The following is a 26,772-nucleotide window of genomic DNA, read 5'->3' on the forward strand; positions in this document are numbered from 1 at the left end:
TCGGAATCATCAGAATAAACATTGACATAGAGCGATTCCTGAACAAATTAGGATTCGCTTTATTTCGTTATTTGGACGCATTTGCCGACATTTTGACGGCAGAAGGTAGTTTTTCGATGGTTTTTAGTGGTTCATCTTTCTTAATATTTTTCCTATTTAACACTTCGGATAATTGGGTAGTGGCAAGCTCATCTATCGTTTGTACACGGTGACCGTAAGTGTCATTTGTAATCTTGATTCCAGAATGTCCAGCACGTTTAGATATTTGAGATAATGGAATACCAAGCTCAATTAAAAGTGTGACCATAGTGTGCCTTAAGGCATGTATGTTAATGAATCGTAACTCATGGCGTTTCAAAAATCTCTCCCACCAGTTTTTCATACTGTCAGGGTTAAAAGGTTCTCCATTTTCGTGAGAGAGTAATAAAAAATGCTTTTCTTCTCTCCACAATTCTTCTTTATTATAATGAGACCGTTCTTCAATTCGTTGTTCTATTAATAATTTTATAGGACCTACTAAATCTTCTGGAATGGATATATCACGTTTCTTTGCACGTCTACTGCCTTTCTTGAGATTTCACCAATCATATCCATGTTCTTTGGTATATGTTAAGGCTTGTCGAATATGGAGTATTCTTCTATCCAAATCGATATGTTTCAATATATATAATCCATAGATTTCAGATCGTCGCATACCACTAACAATTGTTAATTTAAATGCTATATTCCAGTGTAATAGCTCTTTATCTAGAGCTTGATACACCGTAATTGCTTCATCAATAGTGTAAGGTTCTATTTCTCTATATTCTACAGTAGTTTTTTTTACCCCTTTTAATGGAGACTCTTCCAAAGCTTTAATCTCAACTGCAAAATTAAAAATGTTATTTAATATCCGGTGATAATACAGAATCGTGCTAGTTGGTAGAGGTTTATTTTTGTATTCTTCTTTCTTTTTATCCTTATATTTAGTTAACCGCATTCCTTCTTCTTCTACGTTTGATAGAAAGATTTACAAGTTGTGGACTTCTATTAAATGATATTATCGAAATTAATCAAGGTATAATAACTGAAAATGGTAGAAATAAAATGGGGATTAGGTTGCAAAGGGATTTAAACAATGTGGAAGTTAATAACTTAAAGATAGAAGATGTAATCTCAATTATTGTATCTAGTAAAAATAGATTTAAGCAGTCTGGGATTATGGAGTTGATATAGATGGGTGTAGTTGAACAGTCGTCTAGTGCAACTACAACGAGCAATTCAGGATCCGCGACCAATCAATCGCCCCAAGAAGTATATTTAAAACAGTTTGTTGAGTCTAAACCTAAAACCCCTAAAACTCCTAAAACCCCAGCCCAAATAATTTAGACATAAAAAAAGAGCCTCCAACTGCTGAATTAAATTCGGAGACTATATATGTCATTATTCTTTTTTTAGTTGCTCAACCATGTTGTTAAAAAAGTCAATCTCATCCTGAATTGATTTTAGTAACTCTGGCTCTTTACATTTTTCTAAGTGAATTAGATCTTTTTTAGGAAAATCTCTTCTTCTCACTTTCTAAACTATGTAAACAAAAAGCTAGTCTTTTTATTTCTTCTTGCTGCGGTTCAATAAATTCAATACCATATGTAATTGATTTAATCTTAAAATGTTCTTCCTTCCGAATAAGTAGGGCATCTAATTTAAATTCTTCATTTTTTAGTGTAAAGTTTATCCTAAGTTTAAACTTTACATTCACTGGTAAACTATATTCACATTTTATTCTAACTCCACTCAGACTTATATCTTCTATAGAACCATCAAATTTCTTTCCATTAAGCTTTTTAAACTTATTTTCTTCACTATCTAGTATGGTTAGTTCTGCAGGGCAATTATAAACCTTGACTCTGTAGTTTTTTCTACCACTTAATTTTTTAAGAGTAGCAACGGTTCTATTACTGTTTAGAATATCTAATTGGCTTTCTAACATCTTTATTTTTCTATTTTTCTTATCGATAAGGACAATAAGTGCAATTAATATTAATGATATTGTAAATAAAATAATCAATGTAACAAGTAGTATATCCTCCATAATTGTCACCATTATTATAAGCTATTTAGCATATAAGGTTTCCCTAGTAGGTAACCTTGACCATAAATAACTCCATCTTTCTTCATTTTGATTAAAGTATCTTTATTTTCAATACCTTCAAATACAAGTTCAATGCCTAACTGTTTACAATAATCTACCAAAAGCTTAGAGAATAATTGCTTCTCTAATGATTCCGTTATTCCTCTCGTAATAGATGAATCTATCTTAATTACGTGGGGATTTAACTCAAGGATCTTGAAAATTTCTAGATTCCCCTTACCAATATCGTCAATTGCAATTTTAATATTTTTGTCTTTAAGAAGTTTAATACCTATTAGTAACTCATCAAAATCATTGATATCTTCATATTCATTAATCTCAAAGACCACGTTTAAATTTTCAATATTGAGAGAATTAATAAAGAAGATAAACTCTGGATTAATTATTGTTGATGGATAGATATTAATAAATAATACTTTTTCGGTATCATATTCTTTTGATTGACAATAAACATTTATTGCCTTTGATATAGAAAGCGTATCTAAGGAATATAAGCAGCCTTCATTCTTAGCAATGCTAAATATATTGGAATGAATGGGTGTGGGTGTATTGGTTCTTAGTAAAGCTTCATATCCAACTATCTCCATGGTTTCTAGATTAATAATAGGTTGATAGAGATGATATATCTTTTCTACATTCAATAAATTACTTAAACACATGTAAACCATTCCTTTTTATTTAAAATGAATAATCAATTCAATTCGATTTTTTACATTTAACTTTCGGTAAATACTTTTCACATGAGTTTTAATTGTGTTTGATGATGAATATGAGTGCTTTGCTATTTCTTTGATAGAATAACCGTTCATAAGAAAGTCAAAAATCTCTAGTTCTCTCTTTGTAAGTCTTTTTTTTTATGATAAGTTTCGTTAGTATTCGTATATATGCTCGAATAATTCTTTAAGGTAATTAGAAGTTTTTCCATCTGTTTTAATTGATCATGAGTTAATCTTTTCCTTTCCTCCTCTTCAACCGCTATTTGTAAAGCAAGAATTAAATGGTCAATTTCTTTTTGTTCAAATCGTAAGGAAGTTATTATTTCCATAGCTGTTCCCCCTCAGCAGAAAAATATTTAGTAGTTTAACCGTACATCAATGACCGTACAAATGGCATAGTATTTTTGAGTCAAATTTATAGCCCTTTTGGGTTATTTTAAAAAATGATTCATTGTCATTTAGTCATGATATTTGTCGATAAAAGGGTAATAAAAGAAAGAAATAGTGGTTAAAGGGATAGAAGAGATTCACTCGGGTTTTTGCTGACGATTCTATTCATTTAGAACATCAGTTATTCCCTATTTCTGTAGAGGTAATAAGTGATTACGACCCAATATTTATTTACAAAATAATAAACAATTTCTAGCATCAAATCTTTTAACTAGATTCTCATTATTGATATCCCAAATGACTGTTGATGTACTAGGTAATCCACTAATACTCCCACTAGTGTTTGAAGACGAAGATGATGAGGAAATTGGTGAACTATCATCTAAAGAAAAATAAACCATCTTGCATGTGTTTGTATTTTTAGTTACAATAAGAACAAATGTTCTGTATGGTGCTCTAATGATGAAAGGATTATTTCAACGCTCCATCGAAAACAAAGAGAAGATCGTTATCTTTTATATCGATAACAAGAACAATGTTACGCAACGGTTCATTCGTGTTATTAGCATGGATGATAATTCTATTGTGGCTCTTTGCTATTGGCGTAAAAAAGTACGAAATTTTGGATTTGAGAATATCCTTTCAGCTGGACCAATCAACAAGAAGGTAGGTGCATAATATGAACGTAAATGATTGTGGTAGTATCAAATGGACAGCAATGATGTTACCTTGAATCAGATGTGGAAGCAGCAAGATTATAAAAAGAAGCCTATACTTGATGAGCAACAGATAGAAGAGATTAACGTGAAGCTGCAGCTTGCTATTCATAATGATTTAACGGTGATTATTAAATACTACAAAAATCATGATTACAAGAGTGTTAGGTCAAAACTCGATACGGTTGATGTACTGGATAAACATATCCTACTTTGTGACGGTACCAGAATTAAACTGCATGATATTATTGATTTGCAAATTGATTAACCTTCATTTTATGAAGGTTTTTTTATGTTAGGAAATTAGGAAAGTTTTTTTGGGGGTTAGTAGCTCTTTTTTATTCGAACTTTCCCAAGAATAAATAGCAGGATATTTTTGTAAGATATAGAATTATTAGTTATAAAATGAAAGTGGAGTAGAAAAAACTAATATTTAACTAAATAAATTGAGAGGAGAATATTATGATCAAATCTGTATGTAGTAAAGCATTGAAAACTTTAGCTGTATTCTTAATAATGACACTAATGTTTATTGGGATGAATGCAAACCCTGCTTCGGCGGCTCCTCCGAGTTGCAAATGGGGAGTAGGTCCAGAAATAATGGGTGTTAAAACTAATCCTGTGACTTTAAATGTTACTGAAAAGGATTCAGGGGTAACTATACAATGTGGTCCTAATCAACAATGGGGTGTAATTAGATCTCAAGCAACAAAAAATAATACAAATGGAAGATATGTAAACTATTCAAACACTGGAGGTTATTCTAAAGCTAAATCTCACTTTGATGCAATGCCTGGTACTGTGAGATCAGGTAATAGCAATTTAAAGGATACTTCAGAAGGTACTGTAACTTTATATCGTTCTACAGGTACTAACGGCAATCCTTGGTCCTTACAGTATAATATCAGAGGTCAATATTACATTGACAAAATCAGGTATTATGATGGACCAATTCCTATACAATCGTTTAAACCAATAGAGGTGGAATAAATGGCAAAGCCGGAATTAAAAGTTTGGAGACCCAAAAATCAAATCTTAAAAGGAAGAATATATGAACACAATATAACCCTTGCAAGTAATGGTTTAATGATATCACTACTTGATGAAGTTAATACAAAGATAGAGATTGTATATGACGGTTCATCACAAATTATTGGAGATTATGTTTGGGCTTATCGCTATTCGAATGAAATTTTACAATCAAGTTCTCTTGTAGATCTAATGTTGGAGGCACAAAAAAAATCTAAAATGATCTCAAATAACAATCTTGAGTTTTATAAAATGATAAATTCTGATTTCATAGATTTTGTTAAAAAATCAGGTTTTGCTGATGACTCGATAAATCTAGAACATCACTTGTACCCGGTTGCAGATGGTGTATTGGAAATAATTAGTGATTACGAACCAAGTATTATTATTAAGGAATCTAGTCATCAAGAATAAATAGTAAAAACAATCTACTATTCTGGGTAGATTGTTTATACTTAATTTATGCAAATTGATTAAAGCTCCTCAAATTAAAGGAGCTTCTTTTTTGGTCAATTTAATCAATAAGAAGACTTAATTTTAAATACTGTTACTACAAGAGGGTAAGCAATGTATTTCATAACTAGACTATTCATTGTTATCAATCCTTTGGTTTAAAGACGTTTTTCGCTAAGTAATTTAATGTTTCTTCCTCAGCTCTCATAATAAAGTCTTGAAAATATCTGTGAGATTTCTTTTTTAGTTCTTCAGTTAGATTCATTTCCTTACTCATTTTATATACTGGAATTGTTACTCCTATAAGGATTGGGATGGCTGATATATACTCTACCAGTTAATCAGTCATTCTCTCTATATTTTTCCTTGTCCAAGCTCCTGTTAATTCCTTTAGTGCTCTATTTACTATTTAAGGAAATTATATTAAAACTTTTGCAGAGCAAGGTGTAGCTGGTGTGTTTGGGTATGGATTTATAGTTGTATTATTCTAGAGAATACCTTGCCGACAAACTGCCGACATCTTGCAGGGAAATAATTTGGTTTTAGTTATTTCGCAATGGTTCATAAATAACTAAATGTATTATTGTTAAATATGGGTTTATAACCTATTAATAATCTTGATTTCCCCTACTCCTACACCTTGACAGGGTGGAGGTCGTTGGTTCGAGCCCAATCGGAATCACTCAAAAAGCCCTTGATAACAAGGGCTTTTTATTTACACTTGATAATTTGAATGTAAGCTTAGAACAAACTGATCACTAAAATTATTGACCAAATATCGTTATTTATATAGCCCTAAAGAATTATCGAGACGCTTGTTGTTGCTGTTGATTGGCATTTGATCCATTTTGTAAGTTAGTAGCCATTTGTTGAATTCCTTGGTTGTTCGCCATGTTACTTAAGGGTTGTGTTAATTGCTGAGCTTGAGGACTATTCATAGCGTTCGTAATGGTTTGTTGCCAGCGTTGAAATGTTCCGTTTTGCATTCCTTTTCTAACACCATATGCTATTGCACCAACTGCGCCTGCAGTAAGTAATGAAGTCATCGCTCCACCACGTTTATTCATAAAAACACACCATCTTTCTTTTATTTTAAATACTAAAACTGTATTAAGAACAGTAATAGTTTCTATAAATAAGGAAAGATTATTCTGTTAAAAAATTACATTTTTAAATCGACTGAATTAATTTTAAAACCTTCTTAGCATAACAAAAAACACCTGCCTTAAAAATAAGCAGAGTGCTTTTAAATATAGTAATTACTATGAACCTGTTTAATTGCATTGTTAGTTTTTTTTGTGTCTTATTTGTTCAAATAGATGTTGAAACCCGTATAATAAAAAGGCTTTAGAAAAGAAGTATAGGAAAAATTGAATGTTATTAATTCGAGCTAAAGTATAATATTTTATTTTTTTAGACAAAAATGTAATAGGATAGGCAAACAATATATGTATAATGCCATTTAGTATAATAAACCATTTGAAGCTTCCATAGGTCCATCTTAATGACCACAAGGAGATTCCTAAAAATGGCCCTAAGTAATAAGGTGCTTCTCCAAACAAGAAGGAATTAGGTTTATTATAAAATACCCACCACTTTTGCTTTTTACCATACAGGGCGTTTACTATTTCAAATAGAATTACAAGGACGGTACTTGGAAGAAAACGTTTTAAGTTTCGTAACCCAAACATTGGAAGTGTTAACCAAGTTATTAATACCATAGCAATGTTAAATAACCTTTGTATTTTGAGAGTCATTCCTTTATCATCCCTTTCTCAAAGCGTAGAGTTCCCTTTTAAATATTGAAATATCCTAAGAAAATAATGAAAATATTGGCAAGGCTACCTTGACTGGGTGGAGATCGTAGGTTCGAGCCCAATCAAGAATCAATAAGAAAATCCTTGAATAATCAAGGGCTTTTGCTTTTTCTATATTTTGTGTTTTTTGCTATTAGAAGTATTTTTCTTCATCTAAACTGCAATAGACTAAATCAATAGCATCTAGTTGGTTTAATAATGATTGAAGCATTTTAATACTTAGCAAATTTCTTTATAATCGATGTTAGCCAATAAGATAAAAATACAATTACTAGGTCTATAAGAAACACATAAAATTCATTCATGCCACCATTCAAGTCTACTAACCCTAATAACTTCTCCAACGATAAAAATCCGAACGAAAATAAAGCGCTAAGAAGGATAGTATAAAAGTAAATGTTTTTATTGTGATTTAAACAATATTGATATACAAGCATAAAACCAACAGGAAGAACTGAAGAGGTTAAACTTAAAGCAAATGGCAACAAAGGAATAAGGAAATATTTGTGGACGAATAGCGTTGTAGAACCTAACAATGTGTCAATGTAAGTCCATAACATATGTATGGAGAATCCAAAGAAAAGTATTTCAAATATCTTTGTACGATCTATAGCTAAATACAATATTATTAATGGAATTATCAATAAACCTAAAACAAACCAGAATTGCCAGGAGTCTATATTCGAATATTCTATCCAATAGGAAATCAGGGAAGAATTTAGTTCCTCGCTTTTATCATAGATTTCATTCCATATTTGTTTATTATCCATCTATTTATCCTCCAGTTTTATCGATTGGATTATGTTTCATTATATTTTGTTTCAAATTAAACACTATATACAATTAACTATTGATATTTTTTTGAAGGAATCTATAAATAAATGGTTTGCCAGAAAGCTATCAATATACTAAAATGAACTCTTACGACAACAGTGGAAAGGATTTTTTACGTGAAACGAAAAATAGGTTTTATTGGTAGTGGGAATATGGCAGAAGCAATTATCGGTGGTATCCTGACCTCAGAGTTTGCATCACCTGAAAACATTTATGCTTCCAATCGAACAATGCCTAAATTACTTGATCTAAAAGTGACATATGGAATTAATATTGCTGAGGATAATAAAGAAGTGGCAGATAGATGTGATATCGTCTTTCTTTCCGTAACACCTGACAAATATCCTTTTATAATAGAAGAAATAAAAGATGTCGTGAAAAAGGATACCATTATCATTTTAATTGCAGCTGGACAAACCATTTTACAAAACGAAGAACGATTTAATAAAAAAGTAAAGATGGTAAAAGCAATGCCTAACACACCTGTCCTTGTTGGAGAGGGGTTGACTACTATTAGTTTTAATGAGCTTGTTACACCTGAGGAACAAGACGAGGTAAAAAAGTTGTTTGAAAGCTTTGGAAAGGCAGAAATTATCGATGAGAAATTAATGGACACAGCAAGTGCTGTTGGTGGATCATCGCCAGCGTTTGGCTATATGTTTATTGAGGCATTAGCTGATGCAGCAGTTGTAAATGGTATGCCAAGAGATAAGGCATATCGCATTGCTGCACAAGCTCTGATTGGTTCGGCGAAGATGGTATTAGAGACCGGGGAGCATCCTGGTAAACTGAAGGATGATGTCTGCTCACCAGGTGGCACCACTATTGAATCAGTTGCAACATTAGAAGAATATGGATTCCGATCAGCAATAATTAAAGCAGTACAAGCCAATATTAATAAAATGAAATAACTAAGTTGTAGGTTAGAAGAATCCATCATGGATTCTTCTTTTAATTTGCCCATGTAACTTCCCGGATTAATTGATTTAAACTATACTATTAAATGATAGATTTTTCAAAAAAAAGGGGGGTAAGCTATTAGAAAACTAGAGTTGGTACCCTATAATCCCAATTGGATAATTGAATATGAGTTTGAGGCTAAAAAGCTCAAGGAGATATTTGGTAAAGAACTTTTACATATTTATCATATCGGTAGTACTTCGATTCCTGGTATGGTTGCAAAGCCAATTATAGATATATTAGTAGAAGTACAGGATATAGGAAATGTAGATTCTTTTAATAAAATAATGATGAAATTCGGTTATCTTCCACGCGGAGAAAATGGAATAAGCGGTAGAAGATATTTTCAGAAAGAATCTCATTCTAAAAGAACACATCATGTACATATTTATCAAGCTGGTGCAAAAGAAATATCGCAACATTTAGTATTTCGAGATTATTTAATTGAGTTTAAAAAAGAAGCGGAAAAATATAAGAATCTTAAATTAGAAATCTTACAAAGTAGTACGGAAGTATGTATGTACCAGCAATTAAAAGCAGAACTAATTACCAACTTAACTGCTAATGCAATAAGGTGGGCAAGCAAAAATAGAAAAACTTCTGTAATGGGATATATTGTACGTGAAAATAGTGAAGGGGAAAATGAATTACTAACATTGTCATTTCCATCAACTATTAATTATCCATACCTTCGAGTTCCAGGTGGTGGCGTAGAAGATCATGAACAGTTAATGGAGGCACTTTACCGAGAAATAAAGGAGGAAACAGGATTAACAGATTTTACACTTATTAGAAAAATCGGTGTTATTCGATATTATAAACCGTTTATTAAACGTATGGTAGAAAGGCATGATTTTCTTTTATCGGTTCCACCTACTACTGCTAGCAACTGGACTCATAAAGTAAGTGGAGAAGATAAAGATGCTGGCCTGATTTTTGAGTATAAGTGGATAAAATCAGATGACTTCCCTATTGTAGATGGTGAGTTAAGAACCTTTTTATCACTTAAACATATTCCTGAACTATTCAAGAACAAAGGTTAAAAAAATAGCCTAGTGAATGAGCAACTAGGCTATTTCTTAAATATGTGGATACTTTTGTAAGGTAGCTTTTTGTTTTAGTTCAATTCCGCGAGACAAAATATAAAAAGAAAATAATACAAGAATAAAAGCAAGTAATGGATAAAAAAGAATCCACTGATAGTTATAGACGAAAGATCGCCATTGGCCAATTAACCCAGACCAATCTCTACTTATTGAAATGTAAACAGGTGGTCCGCCTAGTCTTAAAATTGTACCGCCTAAAAATAAGTTAAAAATACCTAGTTGTCCAATAAGAGTAAGCACTAGAATGATTTCTTTTATAAACATTGCTAGTAATGTTCCTTTTAAATGTGGAAAAATATGCTTTCCCATAATTCGAAGTTTTCCAGCACCTAATGCCCTAGTTGCGGTAATAAATAATTCTCCTCTTAACTCATTAGTTTTACTAAAAACTGCTGCATAAACACCTGGGATACCGACAAGTGTCATTAGTAATGATTGCAAAATCACTAGTTCTATTACAGACAGAGGAGAGTTTATAGTTATCCCTACTAGTAAAAAATATAAAATTAAAAAAGCAGGGATACTACCGAGTAATCCAAAGAAAGAATTTGCTTCTTTTTGATTTTTACCTGATAGCCCAAACCAGATTCCTAAAGATCCTCCGATAAAAATGCGAAGGAGAGCTACACCAATTCCAACAAAGATTGTATATTTTGCTCCATAAAGGAGTAGAGTTAAAATATCATATCCCCATTCATCTGTTCCTAGTAGATGTTCTTTTGAAGGTGGATAGGGAGAAGCGTGCATACCGAAATCATCTGGACCATTATAGTAATACCCAGAAGGCTCTACGTAATCTTTTTCATAAGGGGCAAAAAATGATCCAAAAAGTGCAATACATATAATAAAACTAGTAGAAACCCCTCCAACCCATAATCTCCAATTAGTCACGGGCGAACACCCTTTCTAGAAAATATATTAATATCCGAATGGACCAGTAGATAATTAAATAGAGGAACACTAGAATAAATAATGTATTTACCATTACGTTGTAGTTATACATGAATCCTCCAAAAATGAACGCGGTAATTCCTCTAATATTAAATAGATACTCCACGATAAATAGATTACTCATCATAATCGCCAACACTTTGTGTAAATCAGCTTTTAAAAAAGGGAGAATATTACGGATTACATGGTTTATATAAATATAGTGCTTTTGTAATCCTTTGGCCTTAGCAGATAAGATATAGTCCTCGGTTAAGACATCATATGTACGCTCTGAAAGTGTTCGTATTAAATAGATAGTCGGAATGATGGTTAATGTAATTAACGGAAGTAAAAATGCATTTTCTTCAGCTGAGCGGGATGCTACTCTTGCTACTTGAAAGCCAAATGTTTGAAAGATGAACACTACCCCTAATTGAAGAAATAATACTAGAATAAAATCAGGAATTGTACCAAGGAACCCAATGATATCTTTTAACCATTCTTTTTTTGATTTACTATACCAACTAGAAATAATTAATCCGAGACACACTGTTAAAAATGTCGCAATCTCTAAATATTGTAGGGATGTTATAAAGTAACTTGGCACATCTTGGAGCATATTATAACTACCACTTCTTCCTAGTTGATAGGTAAATGCGTCTCCATTAAGTAGACTACTAAAATAATTAAAGATTAAATCTACTATGGTTTGAAACTGAATGGATAAATTTCCATCTGAGATGGTGATTGATAGAGGAACTGCTGCTAACAACAAGATACAGATTATTAGTCCGATAAATGATATTCCTATGCGCATTCTTCATCATCCTTGTAATTCAATTAAAATAACGATAAATAAAAATTACCACTATCAGAAAACTCGGTCAAGTTAGAATATAAATTAATTTCTACCCAACTATGGATAAAGGTGAGTTTTAAAGGCTAAAACAGCTAAATAATTTAAAATTTTATGTTAATATAGTGGTAGAATATGTTTTATTATAGAAAGAGGGAGTTTAGCATGAGAACCATACTTGAACTTTTCCGTATTTTGGCTTTGCTAGCTTTATTCGGAATCGTGTGCTCTTTTGTCACTTTTTGGATATATGCACGTTTTGATATCCCAACTAAATATACGCTATTAGGGTCGATTGGAATTCTTATTTTATATTTTGTGTTATATAGGAATAAGCTTCAATTCTCAGGATGGTATAAGGGGAAGGGTATAAAGAAACTTCCTAAAGTTATTTCCAATACACTTGTAATAATTGCAATCGTATTGTTACTGAGTCCACTATTGTTGAATATCCTATTCAATAATCAATTTTTATGATAGATAAGGAGTTACATAATGAAAACACCATACGTTCAAACATTATTAGTAGGCAAGGTAAAGCAGGTTGGAAATCCTCATGCTACCAATCCTTTAGATAAACAATGGGAAAGTGGCATGTTTAAAGAGAACACTGAAATGGAAGTTTGGCTTAGTAAGTCCGGTTTGAAAGGTGACGAAGTAGCAGATAAGAAAAATCACGGTGGACCTGAAAAAGCGGTATTTGCTTATCCTGTGAGTCATTATGATTATTGGCAATGTGAACGTAATATAAAAGGTATTGATATAGGTGGTATGGGGGAGAACCTAGCCGTAGCGTTAATCGATGAACATTCTGTTTGTATTGGGGATACCTATTCATTTGGTGATTCTATCCTTCAAGTTTCACAACCAAGAAAACCATGCTGGAAACCTGGGCGTCGTCATCGAACAATTGATTTGGCAATGCAAATCCAGGATACAGGTAGAACTGGTTGGTATTTTCGTGTCTTGAAAGAAGGTTTTGTTGAGGGAGGGGAGGAACTAACATTACTCGAACGTCCTTATCCAGAGTGGACCATTGCACGTTGTAATGAAGTGATGTATGTGAATAAGGATGATTTAATACTTACGGAAAAGTTAGTAGCTTGTGAGTTGCTCGCAGAGAGTTGGAAGCGCTCATTAGTAAAACGATTGAATGGTAAATAGCCAAACTATATAAGGGCAAATCCCTAATAAAACTTAGATTAATAATTACATGAGATTATCGTACAGAAAATTGTTTACTGTACGATTTTATTATTTTTATTAAAGATAGAAGGTTGTGAAGGATATGGGAATAAGAAATTCTGCTAAGGCTATTATTATCGAGAACTGTAGACTTTTAGCCATTAAAAAACGGGATAAAGAAGGAGATTACTATATTTTACCTGGTGGTGGACAAGAGCATGGAGAAAATCTCCATGAAGCTGTAAGAAGAGAGTGTATAGAAGAAATTAATGCAAATGTTGAAGTTGGTAATCTTTTATTTATTAGAGAGTATATAGGTAAAAATCATGAACATCATGAGTTTGATGGAGAAATGCACCAAATTGAGTATATGTTTTTATGCAAGATTAAGCCTGGAAGTAGTGTAGGAAACGGGACTATTCCAGATGAAGGTCAAATTGATGTAGAATGGTTGGAGTTAACAGATTTATTAGAATATAGGCTTTATCCACAAACTATGAGAGAGTATTTAATAGGTTATAGCAAAGGAAAAGCGATTCCTGTTTATTTAGGGGATGTTAATTAAAGGGAGGTTTATGATGGATAATCGTTTTCACCATTTGGCTCGTGGAATAATGATTAAGGGTAATAAATTACTAGTTGCTAGAGCAAAAGGGTATCAGAATACCTTTTTACCTGGAGGGCATATTGAATTCGGGGAAAGTGCAAAGGATGCTTTGGAAAGAGAGATTGTAGAAGAATTGGGTCTTAGATGTACAGTAAAAAAATTCCTCGGTCTGGTGGAACATAAATGGTTGAAAAAAGGTCATATGAACTGTGAAATAAATCAATTGTTTCTCGTTGAAATGGAAGAGGTACCTGTTGACGAAAATCCTCAATCAAAAGAAGACCATATCGAATTTTTCTGGATAACGATAAATGAACTGAATATATATAATTTACAGCCATATCCTCTAAGGGAATTGATCTATAATCATGTAAATGGGAAAAAAGAATTATGGTGGGCTAGTTCTTTAAATGATGAAATTGACCATTTTAATGTAAATTAATATTTTCATGGTGAATTACTGTAAATTGGTAAAAACAAAAGGGAACTGTGATGAATAGAAAACAACAATTCATTTCGGACCAATATCATTTCATTGGTGAAATGCTTATATTGAGTATCATCATGCTTGTCCCTAATTATTTTTACTATCAATGGATTTCAAAAAGTAGGAAGCGTCAGATCAAGAAGTGGAAGCTTTACGAATAAAGATTGAAAGGATTAATAAACGAAAAAAGTAGAAGAAGCTTTAAGATGTGTTAGTAGTAAGAAACCCTATTGATTTATGAAAAGTTAAAAGAGGTACAATAGATTTCGAGTTTGATTAAGGAGAAATGTAATGAAAGTAGCGTTGGTAACAGGTGCAAATGGTGGGTTTGGTAAGTTAATAACTTTAGAATTGCTTAAAGCAGGATACTTTGTAGTAGCTTCAATGAGAAACCAATCGAATCAAAAGGAATTAGTTGATATAGCTCGAGAGTTACAGTTACATTGCCAATTAAAAAACGTTCAGATGGATGTTACCAATGAGGAAGAAATAATGAAAGCAAGTGAGTGGGTACTAAGTCAATTTGGACATTTAGATGTACTTATTAATAATGCAGGGTACTCACAAGGCGGTTTCACAACTGATTTATCAATAGAAGATTGGCAGAATCAATACAATACAAATATATTAGGAGTTATTCAGACTACTTTCTATTTCTTACCTTTATTAAGGAAATCAATAAATGGACAAATAATTAATTTAAGTAGTGTAAGTGGATATTTTGGATTTCCTGGTCTAGGGCCGTATTGTTCTTCAAAGTTTGCTTTAGAAGGTTATAGTGAGAGCTTAAGGTTGGAGCTTCTACCAGAAAACATCTATGTGTCACTTGTAGAGCCCGCGTCTTTTAAAACAGGAATTTGGGAAAAAGGTTTAGAAATAGAAGCAAATATTCGAGAAGATGAAAGAGTAAAGGCAAATACATTACACTTAGCAAGACAATCATACAAAAATGCTGGTGACCCAATCTTGGTAGCGAAATTAGTTCGGAATATGTGGATTAAAGCGACCAAAGTTTCGTTATCAAGTTGGAAAGGGTGCTAAATCGTTATGGTTAGTTAAGAAATTTATACCTTGGCAGTTGATCGAAAGAATAGTATTAAGAAAGCTTGGAAAATAAATGAAGTCTCAGGGGAAATTTCCCTAGAGACTTTCTTATTCTACAAGACATGGGAAGTGACAATCTATCGAACCTCGTATTGGCCCATCATTCCCGCGTCTTCATGTTCTAATATATGGCAATGATACATAAATAGCCCTTTATGTTTGAAGGTAGTAATAATTCGTACGGTTTCACCTGGTTGTACTAAGATTGTATCCTTCCAGCCGGTTTCGTTTTCGGGCGGTGGGTTTCCGTCACGATCAATAACTTGGAATTGGACACCGTGTAAGTGGAATGGATGTGGCATACCGCCTTGAATACCTGTCCGCTGATTACTTACCTCCCAGATTTCAGTATCATTTAATGTTACGACTTCATCAATGGTACCCATATCCATCGATTTTCCATTAATAGTTAGGGTAGAGCCTACTCCTGCCATTACCATTTCCCTAGTAACGGTTGCACTATCTGGGTTAATCGTTTCAATCTGTGTTAGTTGTTCCGGGATTGGATAAATCTTTGATTCCGTATCTGACACAACAAACTCCATAAATGACACATTATCTTTAGAAATCGTTTTTCCTAATTCAGAAATCGTATCAACAAGTTTTATTACTTCGCCAGGCTCGAATTTTGAAAAATCTACTAATATTTCCGCTCGTTCTGCAGGGCTTAAACTAATCGAGGTCATTTCTACTGGTTTCTCTAAAAAGCCACCATCACTTGCAATTTGAAAAAACTCTTGTCCGTTATTTAACTCCAGTTGATAAGTTCTACCATTAGATCCGTTTAGTAGACGTAAACGAACCATTCCTCTAGGTACTTCCAAATATGGTGAAATAGCCCCATTCACGAAATAAGCATTCCCATATAATCCCATCATCATATCATTCATTTCAGGGTTGTATTGTATATTACCAGTTTCGTCTAATTTTTTATCCTGAATAATTAATGGGAAATCATTAATACCATAATCCTTAGGTATTGCTAAACGATCAGACACTTCATCTTCAATAATAAATAAACCAGTAAGACCTTCATAAACTTGTTTTGCTGTTGCATTCATCATATGAGGATGATACCAGAGTGTTGCTGCCGGTTGTTCAATGGTAAATTCCGGTTCCCAAGTCTCTCCAGGCTTAATTCCAGAATGTGGTCCGCCATCATTCTCCCCATCTACTAAAAGTCCATGCCAATGAAGGGTTGTGGCATCCTCTAAATCATTCTTCATCTTCACTTTTACACGTTCACCTTCGTGTACTTTAATGACAGGTCCTAAAAAGCTCCCGTTATACCCTAATGTTTCTGATTGAATTCCATCTAGAATCTCCGTAGTTCCCTGTTGTGCGGTTAAATGGAATTCAGCTTTATTTGGATCTGGATTTAAGTCTTCTAGGATTGGTGGTATCGGTAAAGGTTTTGACTCTACCAAACTAGATAAATCAGGTGAATCAGAAGAAGATTCATCGTCTTTTACGATGTTCATAATTAACAATATAACAGCAATCACTACTACAAGAATAGATGCTATATAAATATAAGTTTTTTTCATCTCAAAATTCTCCAATCTATTAAAAAAACGAACTCTCTTTATTGTACACGGTAGGAAAACATTTTTCATGAATATAATCCAAATGTTTTTTGACAATATATACTCTCGATTTTTATAGCATACGTGTGAAAACCACCAAACAAAGGAGAGCAATTAGTAAAATGATAATGTTATATCTATGTAGAAAGGGAAATGAATGTTTATCTTGACTTATAATAACCTAGACAAAAATCTTGTCTTCATTTTGTGACAAATGTCACAGCTAAATAATGGTTTATTCCGATAAGATAAATGTGTAAATAGAATTGCTTTTAGGAGGAATATAGGATGAAAAAAGGTTTATTATCAGCATTACTTTTTTCTATCATTTTAGTTTTAGCAGCGTGTGGTGGGGAGGAGTCAGATTCAAAAGAAGCAGATACATCATCTGATACAAGCGAAAGTGAACAAGCTCCTGCACCTGATCCAAATAATGAAGTAAATCTAGTAGCAACAAACTTTGATCTTGGTCAAGATGTATTTACTGTAAAAGCAGGTGAAGAAGTAAAAGTTACGCTTACAAATGAAGAAGGACATCATGGAATTTCAATTGACGAATTCGATATTGAAATCCAGGGTGATGGGGAAGCAACATTTACACCAACGAAACCTGGGGAATATAAAATATATTGTAATATCATGTGTGGTACAGGTCATGCCGAGATGGCTGCAACTTTAGTCGTACAATAATCATAGACGATAAAATTTCAACAAAAAAATAATCCCATTTCACTTACATGTGAATGAGGATTATTTTTTTCCCTATTATGATTTAGGCTCAAAATGAAGTAGTGATAATCCACTAACCCTTAATTTCTGCCCCTCTTTTAATTGAAGTTCAATTTTTGATTCTGGTGAAGTGTTAAGAAATTCGAAAACTTTCGGTGATTCTCCTTCCTCGAAAATATGTAAATCCCCGAAAGCAAAATCCGATGCAGCATACACATAATAATCTCCTGGTTCTATATCTTGCCCAACTTCCCAAATGCCTGCGGAAAGCTCGTTTGAAATTTGTGTCGTTACAGGAGTGAAAAGAACTTCATCTAACCCATCAACATGAACGGTGTGAGTCCCATTTAAGTTTACAGTAACACTACCTACACCAAATGAGTAATCGATTAATTCATCTATTAAAAGTACCCCATCTTCATCGTAGACGAGCACCCGACCAGATTGTGGAAACCCATCCGATGCTGGAACAGAAGTTATCGTATATCTACCTTCTGGTGGCGTGATATCTTCTCCAGTTCCCTTGATAGGACCAATCATCATTTCAGTTGCTTTCGAATTACTACGGTCAATAGATTCGTAAATGGTATCACTATATTCTCCAATAATTTCATCTCTTTCCTTTCCGATGATTTCATTGTTTTCTTGATATCGTAATACCTTTTTCGAGGGTTCGTTACTGCAGCCGATTAAAACGAATAGGCAAGTGATAAACATGAGGAACAGGCTCCGTTTCATTTTATTTCCCTCCTAGTAATCTTTAAAATTCGTGGTAATATTTTTCATAGTATTCAGCCGTTCCTAGTGGTCCAATGCTAAGCTCCTTGTCCTTATATGCAGACAGTCTAACAACCCATTCTTTTTGTTCATCACTGCTCATATCTTTTATAGGGATACAGCAAAGGTGATTCGCAATAAAAAGATGCCCTTCAGGTAATGTATATACTAATTTCTCATATTGCTCTGGAGTTATCTCTAGTTTCAAATATTCATCTGTAGATTCATTTAATGCTTGCTGATGAATGATATCCCCACCTTTTAAATACAAGACACGATCAGCATATAAATCCAGATTGGAAAGCAGATGGGAAGCTACGAATATAAGTTTTCCTTTTTGTTTCATTTGCATTAATCTCTTGGAAATAAGGGAAACATTGGCTACATCCAGTCCGTTCATTACTTCGTCCATCAGCATGATTGGCGTGTCCGCGGCGGCAATCATAGCAAAACATAATCTTTGTCTCATCCCAAGAGAGTATGTTTTAACCTTCTTTTTCACATAATCTTCCATCTGTAATTGTTCATAAATTTCTTTTACATGCTTCGTAGTACCTTTCCACATGTTCGCATAAAGCTTCATATGGTCTACGCCAGTCAATTCTTCAAATAAATCACCTTGGTCAGGAAATGTAGCAAGTTGTTTATGAATCGATATTTCTTTTCTTTCTGACTTATACTTGAGATTTCCGTTAATTGTAACACTACCTTTATTCGGCTTTAAAAAATTCGCTATAACGTTGAATAAAGTTGTTTTCCCAGTTCCATTTGGGGCAACCAATCCAATAATTTCACCACTTTTTGCCTCGAATGAAAGGTTATCTAGAACGATTTTATCTTTATATTTAACAGATACATTTTCTAGTTTTAGCATAACAATCCTCTTTTCTATAAGATTATTAATGGTCCTATCTTCTAAATGATTAAAAAGCTTTTTCTAACGGAACTTCTTTAGGTACTTTATGATAATGAAACTTATTTATCCCATAAATGATGCCAACTAAAATGACTGTAATTATCCCTAATGTTGCCATTGCATTCCAGTAATCAATAGAACTATTTCCCAACTGTGTCGCAAGCTCACCGGTAAGAACTTTATTTATATCTATATACTTGATTGGATGTAAAAAAGTTGCCTTAAATCCAGCAGCCATTGTAATGTCGGGGATTATAAAAATACCTAAACCAATTAGAATACTAGCGAACGCATTTTTGAATAACATATTTAATAAAATAGATAAAAATAATATTAATATAGTTGCAAGTGCCAATCCTAAAAAGATATAAAGCAAGTACTGTCCTGTTGAAACAGCAATATAATTTTCATTCTGATACACTAAAATAGGAAAGGAGAATTCACCCGCATCAAACTTATTCGCTACATAAATACTACCGATATAAAACCCAAGTAGTAGAAAAGCAGAAATGTGAAGAAACTGGATTAATACTTTACTTGTTATTTTACTCATGAATGAAATTGGAAAGCCCCTCATAACGGAAAGATGTCTTCTTTCATAAAGTAACATTTCATTTCCACTTATTAACACAATGACAAGGAACAATAATCCTGAAACCATAGCAAGAACATTAGTAAAATAATGATTTGTCGCATATGAATCTGATTCAATTGGTAGATTATTTTCTTTAATATAACGCAATAATGCATCCTCTTTTAAGATGTCTTCTTTAGGAACGATTAAATGATCAGGTATTCCCTCATTGCCTAGTTCATGTATGATTAGTCGTAATCGATTTATTTCCAGTCCATTTTCAATATACTGGTCACCATCTTTTCCTTTTCCAATATACCAAGTCTGCATCCCTATTAAGGAATGGGCTTGAGTATAGTAATCGTATACTTCTGCAACCTCTGGTAAATCGTGACGGAAAAGATCAAGATATTCGAAAGCGGCAGCTGACATGTTATATTCACTTCTTTTTTGGTCAGCTAAAGAGAGTGGCTCCTCTTGGCTGTAATACATAAAAAACAAGGTGAAAAAGATAAGAAGGAATATAGCGATAAACCAACTTTTTCGGTTATTTAATAAAATTTTCGTTTCAAAAAGTGTATACTTCCAAAACATATCGACTTTCCTTTCTGTCTATTGACATCATGCCGCTTTTCGGTAAAAGCGACGTTTGCTAACTATACGAGATACAATAAAAAGGGCAAGTTCTATTACTAAAATCGTACAAAGTAAAACAATGAAAGCTTTACTATACGTAATTGCCTCTACATTAACCAAATAATACTTTTCGCCTGAAATAACTCTACCAAAGTCAAAATATGTCTGCGGTAGATTGCTAACGTTAATACCGAAAAGCTCTGTTAATGTCCTAGAGTAATAGATTCTCTCAGAAAATAAAATGACTGAACTAATCATCAGAACAATCCAAGAGTTTTTAAATAATAAGCTTAATATAGCGTTTAAGCGGATAAACAGATAGCTAAGTATTGGTATAATTCCACAGGCTAATAATAGAAATTTACCAATGGAAATCGTATCGAATTCGGCAAATCTATATCCGAAATAATCGTCGGGTTGAGAGCTAGGTAGTGTAATTGGCACGGAGAGTTTAAAGGAACCAAAACCACTTTGAATGGAGATAATTATGATTGCTAAAAGTGCCAGTCCTAGTAAAACTAATAAGGTGTAACTAAATGCTACTATTGATTTTATATTGATTAGACGATACCAGCCTATCGGAATACCTTGCAAGAGACTTCTATGCTGTTTATCCTTCGAAATGATGTCACTACTAAAATAGATGGCGCAAAATAACACCATAAACGCGGTCGTTCCTAATAGAAAATTAGTAACCGTTTGTAAAGCTGTCTTTTGTTCAATCATTTCATATGTAATTGGGATATTAGCATCTAATAAACCTTGATATCGAAGGTTTTTTATGCTTGCATTACGATTATGATCTAAATCGGGAAAAGGAGCATTGGCAATTAACAACCAATCTCTACTTTCACTCTGTACATCATAGTCAAAGCCTTTCATCCGCAATTGGATAAAACGGTAAAAGTTCTTGTCTTCAAAGGCTTGAAGCATTCTCGACTGCACCTTTAAGGAGTATGTGTTATTCGCATAAGGGGCACCTGTCATGCCACCATACCCAGTACCGCCTCTGTTAATCATTCCTTGAGTAAAAACTTCTAAGTTTTTTACCTCTACTTCCATTTCCTCTGGATCAAAGGAATCTGCTGTTTCTAGTTTCGGAAGGACTAAAATTGCATAACTTAAAATAAGACTTACCAGTGCAATAATAAATAAAATGTTCTTTTTGTTTTTAATCATCATTTTAAATTCGTGAATTATCATTGATTTAATCATATTGATTACCCCTTTAAATGCCAATTAACAGATGATATTGTCCTATTTTTATGTAGAATTAGAATTTATTGAAAACTCACCTTAATTCAATACTAAGAGTAATTGGCAAAAAATGCAAATGGTAAATTGAAGTTACGGGAAGGGAGAAGGTGATTAGCTAAAACAAAAATAAGTCCACCAATTTGGTAGACTTTTAAACTCTATTATAGATAGAAATGTATCTATATCTAATTAATATTACATATCTCAAGAGGACAGTTCTCGCATCCTATTTCGGATTTTAAATAGTTGATATCTTTAATAGAAATTCTTCCGGACTTATCAATAGAAATCACATTCAAATGGCGAAGTTTAACGAGTAACCGATTTACGCTCTCACGTGTAGCTGCACAGAAGTTAGCTAGTTCTTGATTCGTTAAGGCAACGTCAATTAATGTGCCTTCATCTTGCTCAAGTCCGTAGCTATTTGCCAAACGAATTAAAGTAGAATATAGAGCACCTTTTTTTCCATTTAACAATAAATCTCTTATTTTAGATTGGAACTTTCGCATTTGAGTGCTAGACCACCTCATATACTCAAAAGTCAATTTACTATGCGAAACTAAAGCTTTTTCTAACTCGTTTTTATTGATAACTTGGACCTCGCCTGATGATAGTACTTTTCCACTTAGTAAATATTTCGGATCATCACTAAATAAAGACAATTCTCCAACGATATCATCTTGATTACAAATACGAAGAATTAATTCTTTCCCATCTGCTGTTAGTTTAGAGACTTGAACTAGTCCAGTTTTAATAATATATATTTCGTTTGCCTCTAAACCTTCGTGAAATAAAAAGGAATCTTTGGTGATAGTTTTTGATGTACTGTTAGTGTCTAATAATTCTCTTAATTCGTCTGAAATAGATAATTTTGCACTGCTCTTTGAACCAATCATTAAACTAGCTAACACGGATAACATCTCCTTTGAAAAGACGTAGTAAACTATATTTTTAGTTTAGCATTAAACAATTAGTTGGTTATAAGTCAGTAGTTACGATATTGTGAAAAAATGAACAAAACGATACTTTATATTTGTATTTATAAATTTAGATTTTAATAATATCTGAATTCTGCTACTATTTTACTATATATGGTTTGTATTTAGAAATGGGGTTATTAAGTGGAAATAAGAAATTATCAACCAACGGATGAACAAGGTTGGTTAAGATGTCGCGTGCTTTCTTTCTTGGATACGGCATATTTTGACAATGTATTAAAGGAGAAAGAAGTATATGAAAACCCTGCAATTGAATTAGTAGCAGTAGAGGGGGGAGAAATAGTAGGTCTATTAGATATCGAATATGAAGTTCAGGAAAGGACGGTTTGTTCCAGAGGTACAGGACTAGGTGGAATGATATGGCATATAGCTGTTCATCCAGATTATCGTAGAAAAGGAATTGCATCAAAGCTGCTAACAAAAGGTGAAGCGTTAGCTAGAAATTTTAGTCTTAACCGATTAGAAGCTTGGACTAGAGACGATAAGGGGGTCAATACTTGGTATGAGAAAAATTTGTTTCAACAGGTTGATTCCTATTTACATGTATATCTAGAAGGTAATAAAGAGCTAAATGGACATATAAGAAGTAATGTTGCTGAGCTATACCCAGTTCAGACCTTTGCCCATTATGTAGGTGAAGATAGAAAACAAATAAAGCAAAAATTCAAACGGGTTCATGAGTGTGTTTGTTATGAGAAATTATTATAAGAAGAATAAGGAGAAATATCAATGATACAGATACAGAAGGCGAATCCTTCCCACGTAGATGGAATTGTAAAGGTGTGTACTGATGCTAACTGGGCTACATATAGTGAATTTTATTCGAAGCATTACATAGAAAGCATTATTGACGAATTTTATAAACCTGAGAGAATTTTACAAGAAGTAATGCATGATTCAAAAGACTGGGGAGGATATTTTGTTGCAATTGATCGTGGGGAAGTTATAGGAGCAGCTGGCGGAGGAATGATCGATGATACGTCTGGTGAAATATATGTCTTGTATTTAAATCCTAATAGAAGAAATGAAGGTGTGGGAAGTTTATTATTAAGAGCAATTACCGAGCAACAAAAAGAGTGGGGTATAAAAGAACAGTGGGTATCGGTGCAAAAGGGTAACCAAAAAGCAATCCCGTTTTATGAAGCAAAAGGATTTGATTATCAATATGAAGAAAAATCGGGTGAATATACTTCTGTAAGATTGAAAAGAAATATTTAATTGGAATGGAGAATACTGTTAATGTAAATCAATTCGCGGCTATTAAAAAAACTTTTTATATATTTTTATCACTTATAATGATAGAAATCGTGCATAGTTGGCATCTATGTAAAAGGTGAGAGGAAGTGACATAGATGAATGGTTCCATAGAAGGTGTTGAAAAGCTTAACTATAAACAACGGGTCGAATCAACTGAGACTTTAGTTGAAAGAGCTAGAGATGGTGATCGGGATGCATTCAGTGAACTTGTTAGACAATATCGGCAAAAAGCCTATGGGTGGGCGCATTCTGTTACACAAGATGGCTATTTAGCGGAGGATATTGTTCAAGATGCGTTAATTCGAGCGTTCTTAAAACTAGGTACCTTACTAGATGCGAAGAAGTTTCAATCATGGCTAAGGCAAATAGTAAGAAATGAAGCGTATATGAAGATGCGCCGAGGCGGTCCATTTCGAAATGAACAACCAGTTAGTGGGATAAGCGTAAATGGATTAGAATCTATAGATTATACAAATTTGGATGCAATATTATCATTCCTTTCCTTTTCAGCTTCTGAGAAAGCGAAAATAGAAGGACCGGAGGAACATATTATTCGCTTAGAAATGATAAATAGTATTCAGACACTTATTCGTTGTTTAAATGAACGTGAGAAAAGAATTTTTGAGGCCTATTTTTTTGAAGCAATATCACCTAGCGAACTAGCAATACTTTTTGATACCTCAACAGCAAACATATATAATGTGATATCCCGTTCTAGAGGGAAGATTCGAAAAGAACAGATACGAATTTTTATTCGAGGATACACGTTAAAACGTGCTGAAAATGGACTCTATAGAAAGAAAATACTTTCTACTCCACCTAAATTCTAATAAATCGGAGGATCGCTATTTGAAGTTACTAGAGAGAGATTGGAAATTAACGAAAACATCGGCAGCGGGGGCAATTTATGGGGCTTTAAGCTACTTAGAAGGTAATCAACTTTCTTTAGTGGATGTTATGGGGCTAACTGGACATGCATTTCGAATGAATATAGACCCAAAGAAAATTCATCCTGCAGGTCCAACCGCATTTCCAGGAGGCTATATATTAAGAAGAAATTTATGTAATCTAGGATATACAAGTTCACTTGCAGAACCAGAGACCCCTGTACCACCAGAGAAGCTAGCACAAACATTCAGTTTAATCCAAGATTCAATTGATAAGGGGCTACCTGCAATCTCATATGATTTATTTACAACGGAATTTGGTTTAATTTATGGTTATGATGATGAGAAACAAGAATTTTACGCTAAAGATCCTTCCAAAGATGGAACGATAGCATATGAGGATTTTACAGAGAGAAAAGGGTTTTTATTTATTACAACAATTAGTGAAAAGTTAGCACACTCTAAATATGAGATGCTCCGGATGGCATTAGAAATGATTGTAGATCATGCCCGAGGTAGAGAATGGAATCATATATTTAATGAGAATTTTGTAATGGGATTAGAAGGTTTTGATGCTTGGATACAAGTATTTGAAAGAGGTAACGTCGATCCATTGGGGAATGCTTATAATCTAGATGTAATCGCTGATGCAAGACAATTTGCAGTGAAGTTTCTAGAAGAGTTAAGTACTAAATGGGACGGGGGAAATGTAGTTGAACGCAATGTTCGAGAACTAGCAAAAAAAGCATGTAAACACTACTTAATATCCGCTGAAGCTTTTCATGAATTAAGTTCATTATTTCCATTTCCTGACGGTGGAAAGCCAATAGTACATAAACAAACTGCTATTGAATTATTAAGAAAGGCTAAGGCAGCCGAAGTGGAAGGATTAGTTTTATTAGAAAAAATGCTTCACTTGATGAAAGGGTACTATTCAGAGAAGTGGATATATTAGGGGGAGAATAAAGATGAGTAATTTTATTAAAAGAGTAGGTACGACGTATATTCCGGTAAAGAATCCGAAAATAGCATCTGACTGGTATCAAACGGTCCTAGGTGCAAAGGAAAATTACCGTGATGAGGATAAAGCTATTTTAGATTTTGCTAACCAAAGCTTTTTTCTTGTAAAGTCCATAGCTGGAGAGAGAATAAGCTTCCAAGATATAAATAAAAAAGAGCATTTTGCATTAACCTTTGAAGTAGATGGGTTAGAACAATTAAAAGAATTCCACTCATTCTTAAGAGCAATGGAAGTAAAAGTTGGCGAAATAGAAGACCGTGGACACCCAGGATATAACTTTGTGTTTTATGATCTTGATGATAATCTATTCGATGTATGGAGTGAATTAAGTCCAAGCTTTAAGAAATAATGAATATAAATAATAAGACCGCTCATGAAAGAGTTGGTCTTATTTTTGTGATGCTAGCAAATTTGTCATGTTTTTTTCAAATCATTCAAGTCATATAGTCCTTCTTTTGAGTTAAGCTATAGTAGAATAGAATATATAAGAAAAAAGTTGAGTGGGGTGTACCAATGGGGTTACAAATAACAGAAGACGCAGCGAAATGGTATATAGATGAAATGGGATTGGAGCAAGGAGATTATGTGCACTTTTTTTTAAAGATCTATGGTGGGATTAAAACGGAACATCCGAATTATTTTTTAGGAATTTCTGTAGGTTTAGAGGGTGAAGTTGCTGTTAAACAGGAAGTGGATGGAATTACCTTTTATTTCGGTGAGAAAGATGCTTGGTTTTTAGATGAATTTGATATGAAAGTAGATATGGGTGAAGACGAAGTGGAGTATATGTTCACCAAAAAATAACTAAGAAAT

Annotated in this window: 35 protein-coding genes; 18 read left to right on the forward strand and 17 right to left on the reverse strand. The window is 33.2% G+C overall.

From position 1 onward, the window contains the following. Window positions 1-67 precede the first annotated feature (67 nt). The 6 genes from AB1K81_RS02530 to AB1K81_RS02555 form a co-directional block, all read right to left on the reverse strand. The gene (locus tag AB1K81_RS02530) at window positions 68-538 is read right to left on the reverse strand and encodes a tyrosine-type recombinase/integrase (protein WP_412976103.1); all 471 of its coding nucleotides are present in this window, start codon (window positions 536-538) and stop codon (window positions 68-70) included. 39 nt (window positions 539-577) lie between these two features. Continuing rightward, a complete protein-coding gene (locus AB1K81_RS02535; RefSeq protein ID WP_412975078.1) occupies window positions 578-979 on the reverse strand; it encodes a hypothetical protein in 402 nt (133 codons plus the stop codon). A gap of 552 nt (window positions 980-1,531) precedes the next feature. Beyond that, window positions 1,532-2,071: a PilZ domain-containing protein gene (locus tag AB1K81_RS02540; protein ID WP_412975079.1), complete on the reverse strand. Its 540-nt coding sequence runs from the start codon at window positions 2,069-2,071 to the stop codon at window positions 1,532-1,534. 14 nt (window positions 2,072-2,085) lie between these two features. Next, window positions 2,086-2,790, reverse strand: a complete 705-nt coding sequence (locus tag AB1K81_RS02545) for an EAL domain-containing protein (protein ID WP_412975080.1) — start codon at window positions 2,788-2,790, stop codon at window positions 2,086-2,088. 15 nt (window positions 2,791-2,805) lie between these two features. After that, complete coding sequence (locus tag AB1K81_RS02550; RefSeq protein WP_412975081.1) at window positions 2,806-2,940, reverse strand: response regulator transcription factor; 135 nt, start codon at window positions 2,938-2,940, stop codon at window positions 2,806-2,808. Between the two features lie 17 nt (window positions 2,941-2,957). Further along, window positions 2,958-3,176 (reverse strand): hypothetical protein, encoded by a 219-nt coding sequence (locus AB1K81_RS02555; RefSeq protein ID WP_412975082.1) that lies wholly within the window; start codon window positions 3,174-3,176, stop codon window positions 2,958-2,960. A gap of 523 nt (window positions 3,177-3,699) precedes the next feature. Here AB1K81_RS02555 and AB1K81_RS02560 point away from each other — a divergent pair. From AB1K81_RS02560 to AB1K81_RS02575, 4 genes are all read left to right on the forward strand, one after another. Then, on the forward strand, window positions 3,700-3,915 hold the full coding sequence (locus tag AB1K81_RS02560) for a hypothetical protein (RefSeq protein ID WP_412975083.1): 216 nt from the start codon (window positions 3,700-3,702) through the stop codon (window positions 3,913-3,915). Window positions 3,916-3,945: 30 nt separating this feature from the next. Next, window positions 3,946-4,221 (forward strand): YolD-like family protein, encoded by a 276-nt coding sequence (locus tag AB1K81_RS02565; protein ID WP_412975084.1) that lies wholly within the window; start codon window positions 3,946-3,948, stop codon window positions 4,219-4,221. A gap of 194 nt (window positions 4,222-4,415) precedes the next feature. Continuing rightward, complete coding sequence (locus tag AB1K81_RS02570; protein ID WP_412975085.1) at window positions 4,416-4,943, forward strand: hypothetical protein; 528 nt, start codon at window positions 4,416-4,418, stop codon at window positions 4,941-4,943. Then, the gene (locus AB1K81_RS02575; protein ID WP_412975086.1) at window positions 4,944-5,396 is read left to right on the forward strand and encodes a hypothetical protein; all 453 of its coding nucleotides are present in this window, start codon (window positions 4,944-4,946) and stop codon (window positions 5,394-5,396) included. It abuts the gene before it with no gap. A gap of 842 nt (window positions 5,397-6,238) precedes the next feature. Here AB1K81_RS02575 and AB1K81_RS02580 read toward each other — a convergent pair. The 3 genes from AB1K81_RS02580 to AB1K81_RS02590 all read right to left on the reverse strand — a co-directional run bounded on the left by AB1K81_RS02580 (window position 6,239) and on the right by AB1K81_RS02590 (window position 8,022). Next, a complete protein-coding gene (locus AB1K81_RS02580; RefSeq protein ID WP_412975087.1) occupies window positions 6,239-6,502 on the reverse strand; it encodes a hypothetical protein in 264 nt (87 codons plus the stop codon). 219 nt (window positions 6,503-6,721) lie between these two features. Next, a complete protein-coding gene (locus AB1K81_RS02585) occupies window positions 6,722-7,192 on the reverse strand; it encodes a hypothetical protein (protein WP_412975088.1) in 471 nt (156 codons plus the stop codon). A 272-nt stretch (window positions 7,193-7,464) separates the two neighbouring features. Next, the gene (locus AB1K81_RS02590; protein ID WP_412975089.1) at window positions 7,465-8,022 is read right to left on the reverse strand and encodes a hypothetical protein; all 558 of its coding nucleotides are present in this window, start codon (window positions 8,020-8,022) and stop codon (window positions 7,465-7,467) included. 180 nt (window positions 8,023-8,202) lie between these two features. Between AB1K81_RS02590 and proC the strand changes: the two genes are divergently transcribed. Then, window positions 8,203-8,997: a pyrroline-5-carboxylate reductase gene (gene proC / locus AB1K81_RS02595; protein ID WP_412975090.1), complete on the forward strand. Its 795-nt coding sequence runs from the start codon at window positions 8,203-8,205 to the stop codon at window positions 8,995-8,997. 141 nt (window positions 8,998-9,138) lie between these two features. Then, complete coding sequence (locus tag AB1K81_RS02600; RefSeq protein ID WP_412975091.1) at window positions 9,139-10,089, forward strand: GrpB family protein; 951 nt, start codon at window positions 9,139-9,141, stop codon at window positions 10,087-10,089. A gap of 36 nt (window positions 10,090-10,125) precedes the next feature. On the opposite strand, the gene AB1K81_RS02605 is transcribed toward AB1K81_RS02600, so the two are convergent. Together AB1K81_RS02605 and AB1K81_RS02610 are read right to left on the reverse strand one after the other, a co-directional pair. Continuing rightward, the gene (locus AB1K81_RS02605) at window positions 10,126-11,043 is read right to left on the reverse strand and encodes an ABC transporter permease (RefSeq protein WP_412975092.1); all 918 of its coding nucleotides are present in this window, start codon (window positions 11,041-11,043) and stop codon (window positions 10,126-10,128) included. Further along, window positions 11,036-11,899 (reverse strand): ABC transporter permease subunit, encoded by an 864-nt coding sequence (locus tag AB1K81_RS02610; protein ID WP_412975093.1) that lies wholly within the window; start codon window positions 11,897-11,899, stop codon window positions 11,036-11,038. Before AB1K81_RS02610 ends, AB1K81_RS02605 begins: the two co-directional genes overlap by 8 nt. 534 nt (window positions 11,900-12,433) lie before the next feature. On the opposite strand from AB1K81_RS02610, the gene AB1K81_RS02615 reads away from it, so the two are divergent. From AB1K81_RS02615 to AB1K81_RS02635, 5 genes are all read left to right on the forward strand, one after another. After that, window positions 12,434-13,102 (forward strand): MOSC domain-containing protein, encoded by a 669-nt coding sequence (locus AB1K81_RS02615; protein ID WP_412975094.1) that lies wholly within the window; start codon window positions 12,434-12,436, stop codon window positions 13,100-13,102. A 124-nt stretch (window positions 13,103-13,226) separates the two neighbouring features. After that, a complete protein-coding gene (locus tag AB1K81_RS02620; RefSeq protein ID WP_412975095.1) occupies window positions 13,227-13,688 on the forward strand; it encodes an NUDIX domain-containing protein in 462 nt (153 codons plus the stop codon). A 13-nt stretch (window positions 13,689-13,701) separates the two neighbouring features. Continuing rightward, entirely contained in the window at window positions 13,702-14,172 is a 471-nt protein-coding gene (locus tag AB1K81_RS02625) for an NUDIX domain-containing protein (RefSeq protein WP_412975096.1), read from the forward strand. Between the two features lie 50 nt (window positions 14,173-14,222). Then, a complete protein-coding gene (locus AB1K81_RS02630; protein WP_412975097.1) occupies window positions 14,223-14,378 on the forward strand; it encodes a hypothetical protein in 156 nt (51 codons plus the stop codon). 130 nt (window positions 14,379-14,508) lie between these two features. Then, window positions 14,509-15,258 (forward strand): SDR family NAD(P)-dependent oxidoreductase, encoded by a 750-nt coding sequence (locus AB1K81_RS02635; RefSeq protein ID WP_412975098.1) that lies wholly within the window; start codon window positions 14,509-14,511, stop codon window positions 15,256-15,258. Window positions 15,259-15,398: 140 nt separating this feature from the next. Here AB1K81_RS02635 and AB1K81_RS02640 read toward each other — a convergent pair whose 3' ends face one another. Further along, window positions 15,399-16,868, reverse strand: coding sequence for a multicopper oxidase family protein (locus AB1K81_RS02640; protein ID WP_412975099.1), 1,470 nt, complete (start codon window positions 16,866-16,868; stop codon window positions 15,399-15,401). A 327-nt stretch (window positions 16,869-17,195) separates the two neighbouring features. On the opposite strand from AB1K81_RS02640, the gene AB1K81_RS02645 reads away from it, so the two are divergent. Beyond that, the gene (locus AB1K81_RS02645) at window positions 17,196-17,597 is read left to right on the forward strand and encodes a cytochrome C oxidase subunit II (protein ID WP_412975100.1); all 402 of its coding nucleotides are present in this window, start codon (window positions 17,196-17,198) and stop codon (window positions 17,595-17,597) included. A 75-nt stretch (window positions 17,598-17,672) separates the two neighbouring features. On the opposite strand, the gene AB1K81_RS02650 is transcribed toward AB1K81_RS02645, so the two are convergent. The 5 genes from AB1K81_RS02650 to AB1K81_RS02670 all read right to left on the reverse strand — a co-directional run bounded on the left by AB1K81_RS02650 (window position 17,673) and on the right by AB1K81_RS02670 (window position 22,692). Continuing rightward, a complete protein-coding gene (locus AB1K81_RS02650) occupies window positions 17,673-18,374 on the reverse strand; it encodes a hypothetical protein (RefSeq protein WP_412975101.1) in 702 nt (233 codons plus the stop codon). Between the two features lie 22 nt (window positions 18,375-18,396). Beyond that, the gene (locus AB1K81_RS02655) at window positions 18,397-19,287 is read right to left on the reverse strand and encodes an ABC transporter ATP-binding protein (RefSeq protein ID WP_412975102.1); all 891 of its coding nucleotides are present in this window, start codon (window positions 19,285-19,287) and stop codon (window positions 18,397-18,399) included. 49 nt (window positions 19,288-19,336) lie between these two features. Then, the gene (locus AB1K81_RS02660; RefSeq protein ID WP_412975103.1) at window positions 19,337-20,497 is read right to left on the reverse strand and encodes a hypothetical protein; all 1,161 of its coding nucleotides are present in this window, start codon (window positions 20,495-20,497) and stop codon (window positions 19,337-19,339) included. Window positions 20,498-20,524: 27 nt separating this feature from the next. Next, a complete protein-coding gene (locus AB1K81_RS02665) occupies window positions 20,525-21,754 on the reverse strand; it encodes a hypothetical protein (RefSeq protein ID WP_412975104.1) in 1,230 nt (409 codons plus the stop codon). A gap of 227 nt (window positions 21,755-21,981) precedes the next feature. Continuing rightward, the gene (locus AB1K81_RS02670) at window positions 21,982-22,692 is read right to left on the reverse strand and encodes a Crp/Fnr family transcriptional regulator (protein WP_412976104.1); all 711 of its coding nucleotides are present in this window, start codon (window positions 22,690-22,692) and stop codon (window positions 21,982-21,984) included. Between the two features lie 225 nt (window positions 22,693-22,917). On the opposite strand from AB1K81_RS02670, the gene AB1K81_RS02675 reads away from it, so the two are divergent. From AB1K81_RS02675 to AB1K81_RS02700, 6 genes are all read left to right on the forward strand, one after another. Beyond that, complete coding sequence (locus tag AB1K81_RS02675; protein WP_412975105.1) at window positions 22,918-23,502, forward strand: GNAT family N-acetyltransferase; 585 nt, start codon at window positions 22,918-22,920, stop codon at window positions 23,500-23,502. Window positions 23,503-23,523: 21 nt separating this feature from the next. Then, complete coding sequence (locus AB1K81_RS02680) at window positions 23,524-24,012, forward strand: GNAT family N-acetyltransferase (RefSeq protein ID WP_412975106.1); 489 nt, start codon at window positions 23,524-23,526, stop codon at window positions 24,010-24,012. Window positions 24,013-24,146: 134 nt separating this feature from the next. Further along, complete coding sequence (locus AB1K81_RS02685; protein ID WP_412975107.1) at window positions 24,147-24,881, forward strand: RNA polymerase sigma factor; 735 nt, start codon at window positions 24,147-24,149, stop codon at window positions 24,879-24,881. Between the two features lie 19 nt (window positions 24,882-24,900). Next, a complete protein-coding gene (locus AB1K81_RS02690) occupies window positions 24,901-25,893 on the forward strand; it encodes a hypothetical protein (RefSeq protein WP_412975108.1) in 993 nt (330 codons plus the stop codon). Window positions 25,894-25,906: 13 nt separating this feature from the next. Beyond that, window positions 25,907-26,308, forward strand: a complete 402-nt coding sequence (locus AB1K81_RS02695) for a VOC family protein (protein ID WP_412975109.1) — start codon at window positions 25,907-25,909, stop codon at window positions 26,306-26,308. Window positions 26,309-26,472: 164 nt separating this feature from the next. Beyond that, window positions 26,473-26,763, forward strand: coding sequence for a HesB/YadR/YfhF family protein (locus AB1K81_RS02700; protein ID WP_412975110.1), 291 nt, complete (start codon window positions 26,473-26,475; stop codon window positions 26,761-26,763). The last annotated feature ends 9 nt before the right edge of the window (window positions 26,764-26,772 follow it).

This window comes from Ornithinibacillus jepli, from assembly GCF_047228935.1.
Classification (GTDB): domain Bacteria; phylum Bacillota; class Bacilli; order Bacillales; family Amphibacillaceae; genus Ornithinibacillus.

Excerpts from the sequence above, each read along its gene's own strand:
- AB1K81_RS02585 (WP_412975088.1), bottom strand. The coding sequence starts at position 7,192 with ATGACTCTCAAAATACAAAGGTTATTTAACATTGCTATGGTATTAATA.
- AB1K81_RS02570 (WP_412975085.1), top strand. The coding sequence starts at position 4,416 with ATGATCAAATCTGTATGTAGTAAAGCATTGAAAACTTTAGCTGTATTC.
- AB1K81_RS02535 (WP_412975078.1), bottom strand. The coding sequence starts at position 979 with ATGCGGTTAACTAAATATAAGGATAAAAAGAAAGAAGAATACAAAAAT.
- AB1K81_RS02695 (WP_412975109.1), top strand. The coding sequence starts at position 25,907 with ATGAGTAATTTTATTAAAAGAGTAGGTACGACGTATATTCCGGTAAAG.
- AB1K81_RS02700 (WP_412975110.1), top strand. The coding sequence starts at position 26,473 with ATGGGGTTACAAATAACAGAAGACGCAGCGAAATGGTATATAGATGAA.
- AB1K81_RS02580 (WP_412975087.1), bottom strand. The coding sequence starts at position 6,502 with ATGAATAAACGTGGTGGAGCGATGACTTCATTACTTACTGCAGGCGCA.
- AB1K81_RS02540 (WP_412975079.1), bottom strand. The coding sequence starts at position 2,071 with ATGGAGGATATACTACTTGTTACATTGATTATTTTATTTACAATATCA.
- AB1K81_RS02615 (WP_412975094.1), top strand. The coding sequence starts at position 12,434 with ATGAAAACACCATACGTTCAAACATTATTAGTAGGCAAGGTAAAGCAG.
- AB1K81_RS02625 (WP_412975096.1), top strand. The coding sequence starts at position 13,702 with ATGGATAATCGTTTTCACCATTTGGCTCGTGGAATAATGATTAAGGGT.
- AB1K81_RS02660 (WP_412975103.1), bottom strand. The coding sequence starts at position 20,497 with ATGTTTTGGAAGTATACACTTTTTGAAACGAAAATTTTATTAAATAAC.
- AB1K81_RS02550 (WP_412975081.1), bottom strand. The coding sequence starts at position 2,940 with ATGAACGGTTATTCTATCAAAGAAATAGCAAAGCACTCATATTCATCA.
- AB1K81_RS02685 (WP_412975107.1), top strand. The coding sequence starts at position 24,147 with ATGAATGGTTCCATAGAAGGTGTTGAAAAGCTTAACTATAAACAACGG.
- AB1K81_RS02655 (WP_412975102.1), bottom strand. The coding sequence starts at position 19,287 with ATGCTAAAACTAGAAAATGTATCTGTTAAATATAAAGATAAAATCGTT.
- AB1K81_RS02645 (WP_412975100.1), top strand. The coding sequence starts at position 17,196 with ATGAAAAAAGGTTTATTATCAGCATTACTTTTTTCTATCATTTTAGTT.
- AB1K81_RS02610 (WP_412975093.1), bottom strand. The coding sequence starts at position 11,899 with ATGCGCATAGGAATATCATTTATCGGACTAATAATCTGTATCTTGTTG.
- AB1K81_RS02620 (WP_412975095.1), top strand. The coding sequence starts at position 13,227 with ATGGGAATAAGAAATTCTGCTAAGGCTATTATTATCGAGAACTGTAGA.
- AB1K81_RS02555 (WP_412975082.1), bottom strand. The coding sequence starts at position 3,176 with ATGGAAATAATAACTTCCTTACGATTTGAACAAAAAGAAATTGACCAT.
- AB1K81_RS02635 (WP_412975098.1), top strand. The coding sequence starts at position 14,509 with ATGAAAGTAGCGTTGGTAACAGGTGCAAATGGTGGGTTTGGTAAGTTA.
- AB1K81_RS02575 (WP_412975086.1), top strand. The coding sequence starts at position 4,944 with ATGGCAAAGCCGGAATTAAAAGTTTGGAGACCCAAAAATCAAATCTTA.
- AB1K81_RS02670 (WP_412976104.1), bottom strand. The coding sequence starts at position 22,692 with ATGATTGGTTCAAAGAGCAGTGCAAAATTATCTATTTCAGACGAATTA.
- AB1K81_RS02560 (WP_412975083.1), top strand. The coding sequence starts at position 3,700 with ATGAAAGGATTATTTCAACGCTCCATCGAAAACAAAGAGAAGATCGTT.
- AB1K81_RS02640 (WP_412975099.1), bottom strand. The coding sequence starts at position 16,868 with ATGAAAAAAACTTATATTTATATAGCATCTATTCTTGTAGTAGTGATT.
- AB1K81_RS02565 (WP_412975084.1), top strand. The coding sequence starts at position 3,946 with ATGGACAGCAATGATGTTACCTTGAATCAGATGTGGAAGCAGCAAGAT.
- AB1K81_RS02680 (WP_412975106.1), top strand. The coding sequence starts at position 23,524 with ATGATACAGATACAGAAGGCGAATCCTTCCCACGTAGATGGAATTGTA.
- AB1K81_RS02545 (WP_412975080.1), bottom strand. The coding sequence starts at position 2,790 with ATGTGTTTAAGTAATTTATTGAATGTAGAAAAGATATATCATCTCTAT.
- AB1K81_RS02650 (WP_412975101.1), bottom strand. The coding sequence starts at position 18,374 with ATGAAACGGAGCCTGTTCCTCATGTTTATCACTTGCCTATTCGTTTTA.
- AB1K81_RS02630 (WP_412975097.1), top strand. The coding sequence starts at position 14,223 with ATGAATAGAAAACAACAATTCATTTCGGACCAATATCATTTCATTGGT.
- AB1K81_RS02590 (WP_412975089.1), bottom strand. The coding sequence starts at position 8,022 with ATGGATAATAAACAAATATGGAATGAAATCTATGATAAAAGCGAGGAA.
- AB1K81_RS02665 (WP_412975104.1), bottom strand. The coding sequence starts at position 21,754 with ATGATTAAATCAATGATAATTCACGAATTTAAAATGATGATTAAAAAC.